This is a genomic window from Rhodococcoides sp. S146-33, assembly GCF_059489205.1.
Map to the genome: position 1 here is coordinate 707,750 of NZ_JCAJWY010000002.1, position 16,737 is coordinate 724,486.

Consider the following 16,737-nt stretch of genomic DNA (forward strand, 5'->3'; position numbering starts at 1 on the left):
AAGGGTTCATGAGTGGGTAAGCGTTCGTTTCCGGTCGGTGACGAAGGGGAGGTGTCGCAGCCATGACAGCAGTGTCGTCTCTGGTCGATCTCGACGATGCCGATGCTCTCATCGCGGCCGATCGCGAGGGTGCGTTGCGCAGTGCTGCTCTGGCGGGCGCGCAGGTTCGTGCCATCGCCACGGCGGTGGAGGAAGCGGTGCTCGCTCGGTTGGCCGATCTGCGCCCCAGAAGTGTGGTCATCGTGACCGGTGACGGTCGCAGCAGCCGGGCGGCGTCACTTCTCGTCGCAGCGCTGGGTGACCGACTCGGTGTGCCGCTCGTCCGAAGTACCGGAACTCCGCCGTGGATCGGCCCGCTCGATGTGGTCGTGGTGGCCGGCGACGACGCCGGCGATCCGCGCCTTGCCGAGTCCGTGGATGCCGCAGCCCGTCGCGGCGCGGAAGTGGTGGTGGTGGCACCCGAGGAAGGGCCGCTGCGTGCCGTCCGAGGGGCCAGGGTCATGTGGCTGCCGCCGCGCATTGCGGTCCGCGACCACAACGCCCTGATGCGCTATCTCGCCGCATTCGTCGCCGTTCTCGGTGCGGTCGCCGGTGGATCGTGGAAAACGTTGCTGCCCAATCTGTCTCGTCTGGCCGACCTGCTCGATGCCGAGGCGGTTCGAAACAGTCCGTCCAACGAGGTGTTCCACAACCCGGCCAAGGCCCTCGCCAGCGGGATGAACGGGCGGCGGGTGGTGCTGTCCGGCAGTAGCGCAGCAGCCGTCGAGGTGGCTCGGCACGGCAGTGAGGTGCTGTTGCGTGTGGCGGGTGTGCTCGTCGGTGCCGGCGAACTGGGTGATGTCATCGCGGCGTCCGTTCGGGCATCGACTGTCGAATCCTCTGGCACCGCAACGGCATTCGATTCGTTCTTTCACGACGAACAGCTCGACGGCCCGCCGCCCACTCTGCCGATGCGTGTCATCGTCGTCGCGTCCGAGATCGAACGGGCCATGACCGAACGACGATTGGCCGGTGTGGCCGAATCGGAACTGTTGCTCGCCGAGTCGAGTGAGGCGCTGTTCGGCGGGACGAGGCCGGGATCCGATCTCGACATCACCGTCGCGTCTGCCGGTCCGGTTACACTTTCGGTGCTCGACACCATGTCCGTGTTGGCGACGCGGTTGGACACGACTGCCGCGTATCTGTTGTTGATGGGCGGTAGCTAGTGCAGCTCTTGCGAGGTGCGGTTCGGTCTTATGCATGGGGATCGCGAACCGCTCTGGCCCGAATTCAGGGTCGCCCGGTTCCGTCCGATCATCCCGAGGCCGAGATCTGGCTCGGTGCGCACCCGGCCGATTCGGCGCAGGTGCTGCACGAGGGTGGTAGCACCCCACTGCTCACGTTGATCGACGGGGATCCGGCGACGCAACTGGGAGGCTCGGCTCAGGAGTACGAGGCCCGACTGCCGTACCTGTTGAAACTGCTTGCCGCAGAAGAGCCTCTGTCGTTGCAAGCCCACCCCAGCAGTGCACAGGCACGTGAAGGCTTCGCGCGCGAGAATGCGGCCGGTGTCCCCATCGATTCTCCGGTGCGGAACTATCGGGATGCCAATCACAAGCCGGAACTGATCGTGGCGCTCACCGAGTTCGAGGCGCTGGCCGGCTTTCGGAGCCCCACCGAGACCGTCGAACTGCTCGACGCGTTGGCCGTCGCCGCGCTCGGCGGGTACCGCACATTGCTTGCCGCACAACCCGACGCGTCCGGACTCCGTACGGTGTTCACTTCCTGGATCACGCTTCCCGGGCAGGCGCTGGACGATATTCTGCCGGCCGTTGCTCAGGGATGCATCGATTACCTCTCAGGTCCTGCGCGTACCGACGGCGGCCGATTCGCGGCCGAGGCCAGAACCCTGCTCGAGCTCGGCGAGTCCTATCCCGGTGACGCCGGTGTGCTTGCAGCGTTGCTGCTGAACCGGGTGACCTTGGCTCCCGGTCAGGGCCTGTACCTGGACGCCGGAAACTTGCACGCATACCTGCGCGGAACCGGAGTCGAAATCATGGCCAATTCCGACAACGTGTTGCGCGGGGGACTGACTCCCAAGCACGTCGACGTCCCGGAACTCCTGCGTGTACTGGACTTCGAGCCGGCCGATATCTCGCCCATCACTCCCGGCGAGGGCGATCGGCCCACCTACCTGTACCGCACGCCCGCACCGGAATTCGCGCTGAGCCGGACGGCGGTGTCCCCGGGGGAGACGGTCGAAATACCCGGATCCGGTCCCCGAATCCTGCTGTGTACCGACGGAACCGTCGTGGCGAGTGCCGGTGGACGCTCGCCCGGTTTGACGGTGTCGCAGGGCAGCTCGGCGTGGATACCGGCTGCGGATCGATTCGTCACCGTGACTGCCGATTCGGACGCGGCCGAGGTGTTCGTGGCTTCCGTCGGCCGCCAGTAGATCCCTTCCGGCCGGCCGCACCCGTGCTGAGGTCTTTTCGAAGAGCGGAAGTGCGCAATCGGCGTGCCCGAAGGCAATAGTCTGATGTCACAGTGAACTCTGCGACGGGTGTGATCCGTGGGCAGAGGCGAATACGCGTTACGGAGGCCCGATGAGCAGAGCAGACCGGCCGGCCAAGACTCCGCGCACGACGGGGTGGTTCCGGACCAAATCGATCGAGCAGTCGATCGAGGACACCGACGAGCCGGACACCAAACTTCGGAAAGAACTCGGTTCCTGGGACCTCACAGTGTTCGGAGTCGCCGTTGCTGTCGGTGCGGGCATCTTCACCCTGACCGCACGCACCGCCGGAAACGTAGCGGGACCGGCGGTCTCGGTGGCGTTCGTGCTCGCCGCAATCGCCTGCGGGCTGGCGGCTCTGTGTTACGCGGAGTTCGCCTCGACAGTTCCCGTGGCCGGTAGCGCGTACACGTTCTCCTACGCCGCCTTCGGTGAGTTCATCGCGTGGATCATCGGCTGGGATCTGATCCTCGAGTTCGGCCTCGCGGCTGCCGTCGTGGCCAAGGCGTGGTCGTTGTACCTGGGAGATCTGCTCGGGACGGCCGCACCGGTACTCCAGATCGGTTCGCTGAACTTCGACTGGGGCGCACTGCTCATCGTGGTGGTGCTGACGGTGCTGATCGCATCGGGCACCAAGTTGTCGTCGCGGGTCTCGCTCGTGATCACTGCGATCAAGGTGATCGTCGTTCTGTTCGTCGTCGTCCTCGGTGCCTTCTACATCAAGGTCTCCAATTACGACCCGTACATTCCTCCGTCGCAGCCCGGCACCACCGGTGAGGGCCTCCATCAGTCCTTGTTCTCGTTCGTCACCGGTGCGGGCGGTAGCACCTTCGGCTGGTACGGACTTCTGGCCGCGGCGTCGCTGGTGTTCTTCGCGTTCATCGGCTTCGACGTGGTCGCGACGACGGCGGAGGAGACCAAGGAACCGCAGAAGGCACTGCCGCGCGGCATCCTGGGTTCCCTCGCGATCGTGACCGTGCTCTACGTTGCAGTCACCCTGGTGCTGACCGGAATGGTGAAGTACACCGATTTGGCCGGTGACAGTTCGACGCTGGCCACGGCGTTCGAGCTGAACGGTCTGACCTGGGCCAAGAACATCATCTCGTTCGGCGCGCTTGCCGGTCTCACCACAGTGGTGATGGTGTTGATGCTGGGCCAGACACGAGTGCTGTTCGCGATGTCTCGGGACGGATTGGTGCCGCGCGGATTGGCCCACACCGGAAAGAAGGGTACGCCGGTTCGGACGACGATTCTGGTGGGCGTCATCGTCGGACTGCTCGCGGCCTTCGTTCCGCTGGGCACGCTCGAGGAGATGGTGAACATCGGAACCCTGTTCGCGTTCGTGCTCGTGTCGGCGGGTGTTCTGGTGCTGCGCAAGACTCGACCGGACCTCGAACGCGGCTTCCGGGTGCCGTGGGTTCCGCTGGTACCGATCCTCGCTGTCCTTGCATGCCTGTGGTTGATGCTGAATCTGTCGGTCGAGACCTGGCTGCGTTTCCTGGTCTGGATGGCCGCGGGTGTCGTGATCTACGTTCTGTACGGCAGGCGTCATTCGGTGATGGGTCTGCGGGAAGCCGACAAGGGGAACAAGGGAAAGTAACCGGGTGCCGTCTCCGGTGCTCGTCCTGGAATGCACGGGCCGAAATCGGTCAGCGTCACATCGGACCTCGAGAATGTTATACCCTCGAAAACAGACTTGGAGGACTTCTACAGTTCGATGAGAGGGTGTTGACACAGTGAATGCGAACGGCCGAATCACTTCCACGAAGGATTCGGGTGTCGCTTTCGGGGGGCGGGATTCGAAGGTCGGCGGACGGTCGGTTCGCTGGCAGGACAGCAAACGCTATTTGTGGATGCTGGGGCTCTTGGCCCCCGCATCGGCGCTGCTGCCGTCACAGTTGGTCTACTGGACGGGCATGGGCATCTTCTGGTGGAGCGGCGTCCTGGTGTTCTTCATGATCATTCCGGTGATCGACGTGATCGCCGGCGAAGACGGGCACAACCCGGACGAGTCGGCGAGCGAGAAGCTTCAGAACGATCGCTACTACCGCTGGTGTACTTACCTTTTCCTACCCATTCAGTTCGTCGGGCTGATCGTCGCATGTTGGATGTGGGCGTACGGAAACCTGACGGTGGTGGACAAGATCGGACTCGCCGTGACGGTGGGGCTGGTCGCCGGAACGGGGATCAATGCCGCTCACGAGCTGGGTCATCGGATCGAGCAGCACGAGCGGTGGCTGGCCAAGATCGCCCTTTCTCAGACGCTCTATGGGCACTTCTTCGTGGAACACAACCGCGGCCATCACGTTCGGGTCGCGACCCCGGACGATCCCGCAAGCGCGCGACTCGGCGAGAGCGTGTGGACCTTCGTGCCGCGCAGCACGGTGTTGGGGCTCGTCTCTGCGTGGAAACTCGAAGCGCAGCGTCTACGGCGCAAGGGTCGCTCGGTCGCGAGCCCGACCAACGCGCTGCTGCACACCTGGTTGCTGAGCGCAGTGCTGTTCGGGACGTTGCTGGTCGTGTTCGGTCCCGCCATTGCGCCCTATCTCCTGCTGCAGGCCGTCGTCGGATTCGTGTTGCTCGAGATGGTGAATTACGTGGAGCACTACGCCTTGCTCCGCGAAACGAACGACCGAGGCAGATACGTTCGATGCTCGCCCCGACACAGCTGGAACAGCGACAGAATCTGCACCAACATATTTCTGTACCACTTGCAACGACACAGTGACCACCACGCCAACCCGGGTAAGCGCTACCAGACCCTGCTCTCGTGCGACGAAGCCCCGCAGCTTCCGGCCGGATACGCGTCGATGGTGATACTCGCCGCAATTCCGCCGCTGTGGCGTCGAGTGATGGACCCACGGGTACTCGCGCACTACCAAGGCGATGTCTCCCGTGCCAACATCCTTCCCCGAAAGCGTGCCCGAATTCTGGCGCGAGCCGGACGAAACGGATAGTGCACACGGTCGGTGCGGACTCGTCCCCCTGGGCAGTCGGTACTTCCGCCGCGCCGACCCGATAGCCTGGTGGACAGACACTCAGTCAACAGGAGAGGCAAGATGACGACCTCAGTTACGTCAGGATCGGCACTCACCGTGGAACACCGCGGTGGAATCGACTTCAAGGTCGCAGACCTGTCGCTCGCAGAATTCGGCCGCAAGGAGATCAGGCTGGCCGAGCACGAGATGCCCGGTCTGATCGCGCTGCGTCGCGAATACGCGGACGTGCAGCCGCTCAAGGGAGCGCGGGTTTCGGGATCGCTGCACATGACGGTGCAGACCGCCGTTCTGATCGAGACCCTGGTGGCACTCGGGGCCGAGGTCCGTTGGGCGTCGTGCAACATCTTCTCCACCCAGGATCACGCGGCTGCGGCCGTGGTGGTCGGACCGTACGGGACCGTCGAGGATCCGAAGGGTGTACCGGTGTTCGCTTGGAAGGGTGAAAGCCTCGAAGAGTACTGGTGGGCCGCCGAGCAAATGCTCACCTGGCCCGACCAGCCGGCCAACATGATCCTCGACGACGGCGGCGACGCCACGATGCTGGTGTTGCGCGGCGCGCAGTTCGAGAAGGCGGGCGTGGTTCCGCCGACCGACGACGATCACGATTCGGACGAGTACAAGGTGTTCCTCGGCCTCCTCCGTCGTTCGCTCGAAGCGTCGACGACCAAGTGGACCGAGGTGGCCGCGTCCGTGCAGGGCGTCACCGAGGAGACCACGACCGGTGTGCTCCGGCTCTACCAGTTCGCCGCTGCGGGAGAACTCACGTTCCCGGCTATCAACGTCAACGACTCGGTGACCAAGAGCAAGTTCGACAACAAGTACGGCACCCGGCACTCGCTGATCGACGGCATCAACCGGGGAACCGACGTCCTCATCGGCGGCAAGGCCGTTCTGGTCTGTGGCTACGGCGACGTGGGCAAGGGCTGTGCAGAAGCACTCAAGGGCCAGGGTGCACGGGTGACCGTCACCGAGGCCGACCCGATCAACGCGTTGCAGGCTCTCATGGACGGCTTCGACGTGCGCACGGTCGAAGAGTTCATCGAGCAGGCCGACATCGTGATCACCTCGACGGGCAACCTGTCGATCATCACGTTCGAGCACATGCGCAAGATGAAGCATCAGGCAATCCTGGGCAACATCGGCCACTTCGACAACGAGATCGACATGGCCGGGCTGGAGAAGGCCCCCGATGTCACGCGCATCAACATCAAGCCGCAGGTCGACGAGTACCAGTTCAAGGACGGGCACTCCATCATCGTGCTGTCCGAGGGCCGGTTGCTGAACCTCGGCAACGCCACGGGTCATCCGTCGTTCGTCATGAGCAACAGCTTCTCCAACCAGGTCATTGCTCAGATCGAACTGTGGACCAAGCCGGACGAGTACGACAACGAGGTCTACCGCCTGCCCAAGCACTTGGACGAGAAGGTCGCGCGTATTCACGTCGAAGCACTCGGCGGCTCGATCACCAAGCTCACCAAGGAGCAGGCCGAGTACATCGGCGTCGACGTCGAGGGCCCGTACAAGCCCGAGCACTACCGCTACTGACCTGCGGTGGGGCGGCTTTTTGTCATCGAAGGAGTCGACGGTGCGGGCAAGAACACGCTCGCCCGTCGGCTCGTTTCGTCATGGGAACGCGACGGCCTCGACGTCGCGCGGATCGGATTTCCCAGGTATGGCAGGTCGGTACACGCCGATCTTGCGGCGGAGGCGCTGCACGGTGAGCACGGCGACACCGCTGCCAGTGTGCACGCGATGGCTCTGCTGTTCGCGCTCGATCGCCGGGGTGCGGTCGACGAGGTCCGAAAGCTGCTCTTGCACAACGACGTAGTTCTTCTCGATCGGTACGTGGCGTCCAACGCCGCGTACACGGCTGCTCGGTTGGAACAGACCGCAGACGGCGGGGCCGTCGAATGGATCAGGGCGCTCGAATTCGAACGCTTCGCAGTTCCGATTCCGGACATTCAGATTCTGCTCGACGTACCCGTGGCGCTCGCCGCCGAGCGGGCCGCGGCACGGGAGAGTGCGGACGTCACCAGAACCCGGGACGCATACGAACGGGACGGCTCGCTGCAGAGCCGAACCTCGGACGTGTACGCCGCTCTCGCGGCGGCGAACTGGGTGTCGCCGTGGGAGGTCGTGACCGCCGACGTCGATCCCGATCGACTCGCCGCCGAGTTGTCCAATCAGCCATCAGGCGAGCCGAGAGTGACACGATAGAGCCATGAAGCCTCGGATTCTGGTTGTGGACGACGATTCGGCTCTGGCGGAGATGCTCACCATCGTGCTGCGTGGTGAAGGATTCGAGCCCTTCGTGGTCGGCGACGGCACCCAAGCGTTGGCGGCCGTGCGCGAGAACCGGCCGGATCTGGTGTTGCTGGACCTGATGCTTCCCGGGATGAACGGCATCGACGTATGCCGCGTACTACGGGCCGATTCCGGCGTTCCGATCGTGATGCTGACGGCCAAGACCGACACCGTCGATGTTGTGCTCGGCCTCGAATCCGGTGCAGACGACTACATCATGAAGCCCTTCAAGCCCAAGGAATTGGTCGCACGGGTTCGCGCTCGCCTGCGCAGGACCGAGGACGAACCTGCCGAATTGCTGTCCATCGCAGACATCGTGATCGACGTGCCCGCGCACAAGGTCAGCCGCGGCGATGAACTGGTGTCGCTGACACCACTCGAATTCGATCTGCTGGTGGCGCTGGCCCGTAAGCCACGCCAGGTGTTCACCCGAGAGGTGCTGCTCGAACAGGTCTGGGGTTACCGCCACGCGGCCGACACTCGGCTGGTCAACGTGCACGTGCAGCGGCTACGCGCCAAGGTCGAGAAGGATCCGGAAAACCCCGAGGTGGTGTTGACCGTGAGGGGGGTCGGGTACAAGGCCGGACCGCCGTGATCGGTTTCTCCCACTCTCGGCGACGAATCAACGGCAAGTTCTCTCCTCTGCTGCGGTGGTTTCGTTCGCTGAGTACGTCGCTCGGTCATGCCTGGCGACGGTCCTTGCAGCTTCGCGTCGTCGTGTCGACGTTGACGTTGTCCCTGGTGGTCATCCTCATCCTCGGGGTGGTGTTGACCTCTCAGATCACCGATCGGTTACTCGAGGCCAAGTTGTCTGCGGCCACCGAGGAACTCGACAGATCCCGAACCACCGTCGAGGGCAACCTCGCGGGTGCCGACGATTCGAGTGGGCTCGCGACGCGCCTCGAACGAGCCCGGGCAGCACTGACGAATCAGGACCTGGATGCGGCATCGACCACCGGGTCGGCGGGATCGTTCGATCCGGTGTTGATCGTGGAGGGTGACGCCACGCGGGCCGAGGCGTCGGTCGGGCCGGTGGATCAGATCCCGAACAGCTTGCGCGACTTCGTCAAGAAGGGCCTCATCAGCTCGCAGTACGCCACCGTGACCGACAGTGACGGCGGGTATTCCGGATCGGCGCTCATCATGGGATCGCCCACCGGATCCGATATCTCGGCGCTACAGCTCTACCTGATCTTCCCGCTCGCCAGTGAGGACCGGACGCTGTCGTTGGTACGCGGCACATTGTTCATCGGAGCAGTGGTGCTCCTGGTTCTGCTCGCTGCGATCGCAATGCTCGTCGCACGGCAGGTGGTGTTGCCCATTCGATCCGCCTCGCGCATCGCAGTGCGGTTCGCCGACGGCAGGCTCAAGGAGCGCATGCCGGTTCGCGGTGAGGACGACATGGCCAGGCTCGCGATGTCCTTCAACGAGATGGCCGAGAGCCTGTCCAAACAGATCACCCAGCTCGAGGAATTCGGTAACCTGCAGCGCCGGTTCACCTCCGACGTCAGCCACGAACTGCGGACCCCGCTCACTACGGTGCGGATGGCGGCCGATCTCATCCACGACGCCAGTGACGACCTCGAACCGGCACTCAAGAGATCGTCGGAGCTGCTGGTCAACGAGCTGGATCGCTTCGAGACCTTGCTCGGCGACCTGCTCGAGATCAGTCGACACGACGCGGGTGTGGCCGAACTGGCTGCCGAACAGCTCGATCTTCGGATGTGTGCGCGTGCAGCGGTGTCCACCGTTCGTCACCTGGCGCGCGAAACCGGCACCGAAGTGATCGTCGACATGCCCGAGACCGCGGTCGTCGCCGAGGTGGACCCAAGGCGAGTCGAGCGGATTCTGCGGAACCTGTTGGCCAACGCCCTCGATCACGGCGAAGGCAAGCCGGTTCTGCTGCGCCTGCGGTCGGATGCCGACGCGGCGGCATTCGTGGTGCGCGACCAGGGAATCGGTCTGCGCCCCGGGGAGGAGAAGCTGGTGTTCAACCGGTTCTGGCGTTCGGATCCCTCGCGTGTCCGTCGCTCCGGCGGCACCGGATTGGGGCTGGCGATCAGCGTCGAGGACGCCCGCTTGCACGACGGTAAGCTCGAGGCGTGGGGTGCAGTGGGAGAAGGCGCATGCTTCCGACTCACACTGCCGCTCGTGCGCGGGCACAAGGTGATCGGATCTCCGTTGCCCCTCAAGCCCAGCACCAAGAAGTACGCGCAGGGGCAGCCGATTCCGGCGATCACCGCCCCGAAGTCGTCCGCGCAGAAGACGTCGGCACCGGAGTCGGTGACGTGATTCGGTCGGCTCGTCGCGGCATCCGGGTATTGGCAATCTGCGCACTTGCGATCACGCTCGCCGGGGGATGCGCCAGCCTGCCCGAGTCCTCCAGCCCCCAGGCCATCGGAACACTCACCGACGGTGCCGTGCCGACGAGTGCCCCGGCCCCCGAGCCCGGACGCGAACCGGATCGTTTGCTGGACGACTTCTTCGAGGCCAGCGCTGTGTCCGCCAACAGGCATCAGGCAGCGCGGCAATTTCTCACCGAGGAGGCGTCGAGCACCTGGGACGACGGGGCGCGAACCGTCGTCGCGGACCGGATCGACACCCTGTCCGGCCCACGTACCGCCGATGCCGCACAGTTCACGATTCGTTCGACGACGGCCGGGATGCTCGCCTCGGGCGGGGAGTATCAGGCAGGTTCGGACACCTTCGACGTTGCGATCGAGATGACGCGGGTGGACGGTCAATGGCGCATCTCCAAGCTTCCGCCCGGTGTCGTCATCGACCGGTCCGCATTTCTGAACACCTATCAGCAGCGCTCGCTCTACTTCGTCGATCCTCTCGGCGGTGTCCTGGTGCCCGATGTGCGCTGGACGAGCGGATCGCAGGACCAGCTGGCCAATCAACTCGTACAGCTGCTCATCGACGGTCCCAAGTCGGCTCTGTCGGCGGCAGTGAGCAACGAACTGTCCGACGACGTGAGCATTCGCGGGCCCATCACCAAGGCCGACGGTCAGACCTCTCAGGTGGGGGTGGGGCTCGGCGGTATCAAGATCGACTTCGGCGGCCTTCAGAACAAGAGTGACCGCGATCGCGAACTCCTTGCTGCTCAAGTGATCTGGACTTTGGCGTCGGCCGAGGTGGCCGGCCCGTACGTGCTCCTCGCCGACGGTCAACCGATAGATACGACCAAACCCGACGGGTGGACGACCGCGGGCGTCGACTCTTTCGATCCACTCGGCGGCACCGACGCCGGCATCGGTCTGCACGCACTGGCGTCCGGCGGGTTGCTGAGAGTGGACGAGGCCGAGACCACGCCCGCCCCCGGGTACTTCGGACAGGCCCGCAATCTGCGCTCGGTGGCGTTGTCCAACGACGGCACCCTCGTGGCAGGAGTCGCCGACACCGGGCGACCCGCACCGGCCCCGTCGAGCACTCTCATGGTGGGCAGCTACGACGGTGGCGCGTTTCCGGTGGCCGAAGGGCAGTCGATCACGCGACCCACGTGGGGATCCGACGACAATGCGGCCTGGGCGGTGATCGACGGCACCAATGTCATCCGAGCCGCTCGTGATCCCTCCACCGGTCAGGTCTCGGTGATCCCCGTCGACGCCACCGCCGTAGCGGCCTTGGGGACCCGAATCACCGAACTGCGACTGGCCCGCGACGGTGTACGAGCCGCGGTCATCGTCGACGGCGTCGTGTACGTGGCGACCGTGGTGCGTGATCCCACGGGCGTGTACTCGTTGACCTCACCCCGCGCGGTGGCCATCGGACTCGGCAGTGACGCCACCAGTTTGGACTGGTCCACCGGAGACACCATCGTGATCGCGAGAGTCGCCACGGACACACCGGTCGTGCAGGTGACCGTCGACGGATCCAGGATGGACGCCCTACCGTCGCGCAACCTGACCACACCTGTGCTGGCGGTCGATGCGTCGCCGGAAACGGAGTACGTGGCCGACGCGCGTGCGGTTTTTGCGCTCAACAACGCCGATCCGGTCGGCGACCGTTACTGGCGTGAGGTGACCGGCCTGGCCGGCGTGAAAGCAGTGCCGATCTTGCCCGGCTGATGTCGCGAGTCGGGTGTCGGTGGGTGCGGGCAGACTCGTCACTCATGCGCACACTCCTCGATCTGGTCCTCCCGCTCGAGTGCGCCGGTTGCGGAATGCCGGGTGAGGACTGGTGTCGAGTGTGTCGTGAAGCGCTGTCCGTCCCACCCATCCCCGTTCGTCCACGTGTCGATCCAGGTGTGCCGTGTTGGGCTCTCGGCACGTACACCGGGCCGCGTAGAAGCGCCGTCATCGCGGTCAAGGAACGGGGGCGTCGGTCGGTGGCACGGCCACTGGGACGTGCGTTGGCAGCGGCCGTCGGACATCTGCGCGAGGCGGGAGAAATCGATCCCCCGGAGCTCGGCTCACTGATTCTGGTCTGCGCACCGTCTCGGGCCCGTGCTGCCCGGGCGCGCGGAGGTGACCCTGTCCTGCGATGCGCTCGGATCGTCGCCGAAGAACTGGCACCGGAGCGAGTTCTCGTGCCCGAGCTGCTACGAATGTCCGGCGGAGCCCGAGATTCGGTCGGGTTGTCGGCCGGACAACGTCAGCACAACGTGGCGGGTCGGATCGAGGCCGTCGGGGTCCGTCGTCCACGGTTTCGTGGAGGTTCGTCGCAGGCAGCGGCTTTCACTGTCCTCCTGATGGACGACGTCGTGACCACCGGTGCCACCCTGGCCGAATCGGCAAGAGTACTAGGTGATTTCGGCGTACCCATCGCCGGCGCACTCGTCGTGGCGAGTGCTTGATCACTCCCGAGAAGGACACGCCGACAACCAATTCGCGGTGAACGGTGGCACACGAGTCGATGACCGACTAACGTCGCGGACACGCACCCACTGGACAAGATGCGAGGTGATGCCCCGGATTCTGATGCCGGAAGGTTCCCCATTCGGCATGCACACTTGCCACGTCCAACAGTGGGCGTGGCCGATATCGGGAGGTACGCGTGACGACCCCTTCACAAGCCTCGGTTTTCTTCGACGAGAAGCCTTCGGAAGAATCCGCCAAGAGCAACGCGGACGTTGTGGTCAAAGGCCGCAACGTCGAGATACCGGATCATTTCCGGATATACGTCTCCGAAAAACTGGCTCGCCTCGAGCGTTTCGACCCCTCCATCTACTTGTTCGATGTCGAATTGCAGCACGAACGAAATCGCCGTCAGGCCAAAGCATGTCAACGCGTGGAGATCACCGCGAAGGGCAAGGGCCCGGTTGTTCGTGCGGAAGCGTGCGCCGACAGTTTTTATGCCGCACTCGAAGCGGTGACGTCGAAACTCGAGAGCAGACTCCGGCGAACCAAAGACCGTAGGAAGGTTCACTACGGAGAGAAACGGCCCGTCTCCGTCGCCGAGGCCACCGCCGAACTCGCCGAGGACGACACGCTGGCACTCGACCCCGAGACGAAGCTCGACTCCTTCGAGGACGATCAGAGCGGCCCCGGGCACATCGTGCGCACCAAGATCCACTCGGCCGCCCCCATGAGCGTCGACGATGCACTGTACGAGATGGAACTCGTCGGCCACGATTTCTTCCTGTTCCACGACAGCGCTACCGACCGACCGTCGGTGGTCTATCGACGGCACGCCTTCGATTACGGCTTGATCAGACTGACCTGACCCGCCCGATCGCGGCGGCCGAGTTCGTTCGCCGTCCGTGAAATCTCGTCACCGCTGCAGGCTCGATGCCGGAGGACATGATCCCCACGTCGAGCCTGCAGTGCTGTGTCGCGGCCGTGTCGGTGTTGTCCGGATGGCCGGCCCGGGATGTCCGACGACCGACACTCGGTTTGCCGCGCCCGCAGTGCCACCGCCTACCATGGACGCGTTCGGGTCACCCGCCGCGCGGATGCCATGGTGGTGGACCCGTGAGCTCGTACAGTGATGCAGTGTTGTTCGCAACGCAGCGTTGCTCGTGTTGCAGTTGTTCGTGTCAGTACCCGTGAACCGAGGATCGAGGACGAGAAAGCCCGTGCCGTCGCTGTCGTTTTCCAAGCTGCTCCGTGTTGGTGAAGGTCGCATGGTCAAGCGGCTCAAGAACATCGCTGACCACGTCTCGACCCTGTCTCCCGACGTCGAGAGCCTTTCCGATGACGAGCTGCGCGGCAAGACCGCGGAGTTCAGGAAGAGGTACTCCGAAGGGGAAAGCCTGGACCAGCTGCTACCCGAGGCCTTCTCCGTTGCGCGTGAGGCGTCGTGGCGTGTTCTCTCGCAGAAGCACTTCGATGTGCAGGTCATGGGCGGTGCCGCGCTGCACTTCGGCAACATCGCCGAGATGAAGACCGGTGAGGGCAAGACACTGACCTGTGTTCTCCCTGCTTACCTCAATGCCATCTCGGGTGACGGTGTGCACGTGGTGACGGTCAACGACTACCTGGCCAAGCGTGACTCCGAGTGGATGGGCCGCGTCCATCGCTTCCTCGGTCTGTCGGTCGACGTGATCCTCTCCGGTATGACGCCGGTGGAACGCCGCGCCGCGTACGCCGCCGACATCACCTACGGCACCAACAACGAGTTCGGGTTCGACTACCTGCGCGACAACATGACGCACTCGCTCGACGACCTCGTGCAGCGTGGGCACAACTTCGCCGTGGTGGACGAGGTCGACTCGATCCTCATCGACGAAGCGCGAACGCCGCTGATCATCTCGGGCCCGGCCGACGCGTCGAGCAAGTGGTACGGCGAGTTCGCCCGAATCGCGCCGATGTTGAAGGTGGACACCCACTACGAGGTCGACATCCGCAAGCGCACCATCGGTGTGCACGAGGCAGGCGTCGAACTGGTCGAGGACCAGCTCGGTATCGACAACCTGTACGAGGCGGCCAACTCGCCCCTGGTGAACTACCTGAACAACGCGATCAAGGCCAAAGAGCTCTACACCAAGGACAAGGACTACATCGTCCGCGACGGCGAGGTCATCATCGTCGACGAGTTCACCGGCCGCATCCTGGTGGGACGCCGCTACAACGAAGGTATGCATCAGGCGATCGAGGCCAAGGAGAAGGTGGAGATCAAGGCCGAGAACCAGACTCTGGCCACGATCACACTGCAGAACTACTTCCGCCTCTACGACAAGCTCTCGGGCATGACCGGTACGGCCGAGACGGAGGCCGCCGAGCTCCATCAGATCTACGGATTGGGCGTCATTCCGATTCCGACGAACCGCCCGATGGTTCGCGTGGACAACGGTGACCTGATCTACAAGACCGAAGAGGCCAAGTTCGACGCCGTCGTCGACGACGTGGTCGAGCGGCACGAGAAGGGTCAGCCGGTGCTGATCGGTACCACGAGCGTCGAGCGCTCGGAGTACCTGTCGAAGCAGTTCACCAAGCGGGGCGTGGCCCACAACGTGTTGAACGCGAAGTTCCACGAGCAGGAAGCGACGATCATTGCCGAGGCGGGTCGTCACGGCGCGGTGACGGTCGCGACCAACATGGCCGGCCGCGGTACCGACGTCGTGCTCGGCGGCAATCCGGACATCCTCGCGGACCTGAAGCTGCGTAAGCAGGGCTTGGATCCGGTAGAGACACCCGAAGAGTACGAGGCTGCGTGGGAGCCTGCTCTCGAGGAGGTCAAGGCGCAGGTCAAGGCCGACGCGGATACAGTTCGCGAGGCGGGTGGCCTGTACGTTCTCGGAACCGAGCGCCACGACTCACGCCGTATCGACAACCAGCTTCGAGGACGCTCCGGTCGTCAGGGTGATCCGGGCGAATCGCGGTTCTACCTTTCGCTCGGCGACGAGTTGATGCGCCGATTCAACGGCGGCGCACTGGAGTCGATCATGACTCGGCTCAACCTGCCCGACGATGTGCCGATCGAAGCCAAGATGGTGTCCAAGGCCATCAAGAGTGCTCAGACTCAGGTCGAGCAACAGAACTTCGAGATCCGCAAGAACGTCCTCAAGTACGACGAGGTGATGAACCAGCAGCGCACCGTCATCTACGAGGAGCGACGACGCATCCTCGAGGGTGCCGACATGGAGGGTCAGGTCGAGGGCATGATCACCGACGTGATCACCGCCTATGTGGACGGGGCCACCGCGGATGGCTACGTGGAGGACTGGGATCTCGAGCAGCTCTGGACCGCGCTCAAGACCCTGTACCCGGTGGGGGTCGACCACAAGGTCCTGTCCGGGGAGAACGAGGACGGCGAGAAGGGTGACCTCAGCCGCGACGAACTTCGCGAGGCACTGCTCGAGGACGCACGCTCGGCTTACGCCGCACGCGAGGCCGAAATCGACGGCATCGCAGGCGAGAACGGAATGCGCGAACTCGAGCGGCGGGTGCTGCTGTCCGTGCTCGACCGCAAGTGGCGTGAGCACCTCTACGAGATGGATTACCTCAAAGAAGGCATCGGCCTGCGTGCGATGGCGCAGCGCGATCCGCTGGTCGAGTACCAGCGCGAGGGTTACGACATGTTCCAGGGCATGCTCGACGGGCTGAAAGAGGAGTCGGTCGGCTTCCTGTTCAACCTGCAGGTCGAGGCGACGCCTGCACCTGCAGGCCCTGCGGCCTCGGCAGGTCTCGCCGTGGCTCCGGGGCTTGCCTCTCCGGTGGGCTCCGGCCGCCCGGCACCGACGCCCGCCGTAGCACCAGCCCCGACGGCTCCGGTACCCGTTGCTCCGGCACCCAGTGCTCCGGCCCCTGCAGTGCCCTCGGCTCTGCGAGCGAAGGGTCTCGACGAGCAGGAAGAGCAGAGATTGACCTTCTCCGGTCCGGCCGAGGGTGGCGGCACCGATGTCCGCCGATCGGGTGCGTCGGCCGGCGGCAGCGATTCCACCGCCGATGGAACCCGCCGCGAGCGTCGCGAAGCGGCGAGGGCGCAGAGCAAGGCCCCGAAGAAGACGGCTCGCTCGAAGCGCAAGAAGTAGGGGATTTCGCCTCGCCTCACCTC

General features: G+C 64.4%; 12 protein-coding genes. All 12 read left to right on the forward strand.

Annotated features, from left to right (window positions below):
- Positions 1-62 precede the first annotated feature (62 nt).
- The 12 genes from AC5WEY_RS11810 (at position 63) to secA (ending at position 16,714) form a co-directional block, all read left to right on the forward strand.
- Positions 63-1,205: a tobH protein gene (locus AC5WEY_RS11810; RefSeq protein ID WP_495646037.1), complete on the forward strand. Its 1,143-nt coding sequence runs from the start codon at positions 63-65 to the stop codon at positions 1,203-1,205.
- Entirely contained in the window at positions 1,205-2,434 is a 1,230-nt protein-coding gene (gene manA, locus AC5WEY_RS11815) for a mannose-6-phosphate isomerase, class I (RefSeq protein WP_495646038.1), read from the forward strand. Before AC5WEY_RS11810 ends, manA begins: the two co-directional genes overlap by 1 nt.
- Before the next feature lie 151 nt (positions 2,435-2,585).
- Positions 2,586-4,094 (forward strand): amino acid permease, encoded by a 1,509-nt coding sequence (locus AC5WEY_RS11820; protein ID WP_495646039.1) that lies wholly within the window; start codon positions 2,586-2,588, stop codon positions 4,092-4,094.
- A gap of 253 nt (positions 4,095-4,347) precedes the next feature.
- The gene (locus tag AC5WEY_RS11825; protein WP_495646040.1) at positions 4,348-5,451 is read left to right on the forward strand and encodes an alkane 1-monooxygenase; all 1,104 of its coding nucleotides are present in this window, start codon (positions 4,348-4,350) and stop codon (positions 5,449-5,451) included.
- Between the two features lie 102 nt (positions 5,452-5,553).
- On the forward strand, positions 5,554-7,038 hold the full coding sequence (gene ahcY, locus AC5WEY_RS11830) for an adenosylhomocysteinase (protein WP_057477462.1): 1,485 nt from the start codon (positions 5,554-5,556) through the stop codon (positions 7,036-7,038).
- Between the two features lie 6 nt (positions 7,039-7,044).
- The gene (locus tag AC5WEY_RS11835; RefSeq protein ID WP_495646041.1) at positions 7,045-7,710 is read left to right on the forward strand and encodes a dTMP kinase; all 666 of its coding nucleotides are present in this window, start codon (positions 7,045-7,047) and stop codon (positions 7,708-7,710) included.
- Between the two features lie 4 nt (positions 7,711-7,714).
- The gene (gene mtrA / locus AC5WEY_RS11840; protein WP_027496508.1) at positions 7,715-8,392 is read left to right on the forward strand and encodes an MtrAB system response regulator MtrA; all 678 of its coding nucleotides are present in this window, start codon (positions 7,715-7,717) and stop codon (positions 8,390-8,392) included.
- Positions 8,389-10,089: an MtrAB system histidine kinase MtrB gene (mtrB, locus tag AC5WEY_RS11845; protein WP_094739309.1), complete on the forward strand. Its 1,701-nt coding sequence runs from the start codon at positions 8,389-8,391 to the stop codon at positions 10,087-10,089. Before mtrA ends, mtrB begins: the two co-directional genes overlap by 4 nt.
- Positions 10,089-11,867 carry an MtrAB system accessory lipoprotein LpqB gene (lpqB, locus tag AC5WEY_RS11850; RefSeq protein WP_495646538.1) on the forward strand — a complete coding sequence of 593 codons (1,779 nt, stop codon included), beginning with the start codon at positions 10,089-10,091 and terminating at the stop codon, positions 11,865-11,867. The genes mtrB and lpqB overlap by 1 nt, the downstream gene beginning before the upstream one ends.
- A 44-nt stretch (positions 11,868-11,911) precedes the next feature.
- Complete coding sequence (locus tag AC5WEY_RS11855) at positions 11,912-12,595, forward strand: ComF family protein (RefSeq protein WP_495646042.1); 684 nt, start codon at positions 11,912-11,914, stop codon at positions 12,593-12,595.
- Positions 12,596-12,795: 200 nt separating this feature from the next.
- Positions 12,796-13,464, forward strand: a complete 669-nt coding sequence (hpf, locus tag AC5WEY_RS11860) for a ribosome hibernation-promoting factor, HPF/YfiA family (RefSeq protein WP_057477467.1) — start codon at positions 12,796-12,798, stop codon at positions 13,462-13,464.
- A 352-nt stretch (positions 13,465-13,816) separates the two neighbouring features.
- Entirely contained in the window at positions 13,817-16,714 is a 2,898-nt protein-coding gene (gene secA, locus AC5WEY_RS11865) for a preprotein translocase subunit SecA (protein ID WP_495646043.1), read from the forward strand.
- The last annotated feature ends 23 nt before the right edge of the window (positions 16,715-16,737 follow it).

Coding starts and splice junctions, on each gene's coding strand:
- AC5WEY_RS11810 (WP_495646037.1), top strand. CDS start 63: ATGACAGCAGTGTCGTCTCTGGTCGATCTCGACGATGCCGATGCTCTC.
- AC5WEY_RS11820 (WP_495646039.1), top strand. CDS start 2,586: ATGAGCAGAGCAGACCGGCCGGCCAAGACTCCGCGCACGACGGGGTGG.
- mtrA (WP_027496508.1), top strand. CDS start 7,715: ATGAAGCCTCGGATTCTGGTTGTGGACGACGATTCGGCTCTGGCGGAG.
- ahcY (WP_057477462.1), top strand. CDS start 5,554: ATGACGACCTCAGTTACGTCAGGATCGGCACTCACCGTGGAACACCGC.
- AC5WEY_RS11825 (WP_495646040.1), top strand. CDS start 4,348: ATGCTGGGGCTCTTGGCCCCCGCATCGGCGCTGCTGCCGTCACAGTTG.
- AC5WEY_RS11855 (WP_495646042.1), top strand. CDS start 11,912: ATGCGCACACTCCTCGATCTGGTCCTCCCGCTCGAGTGCGCCGGTTGC.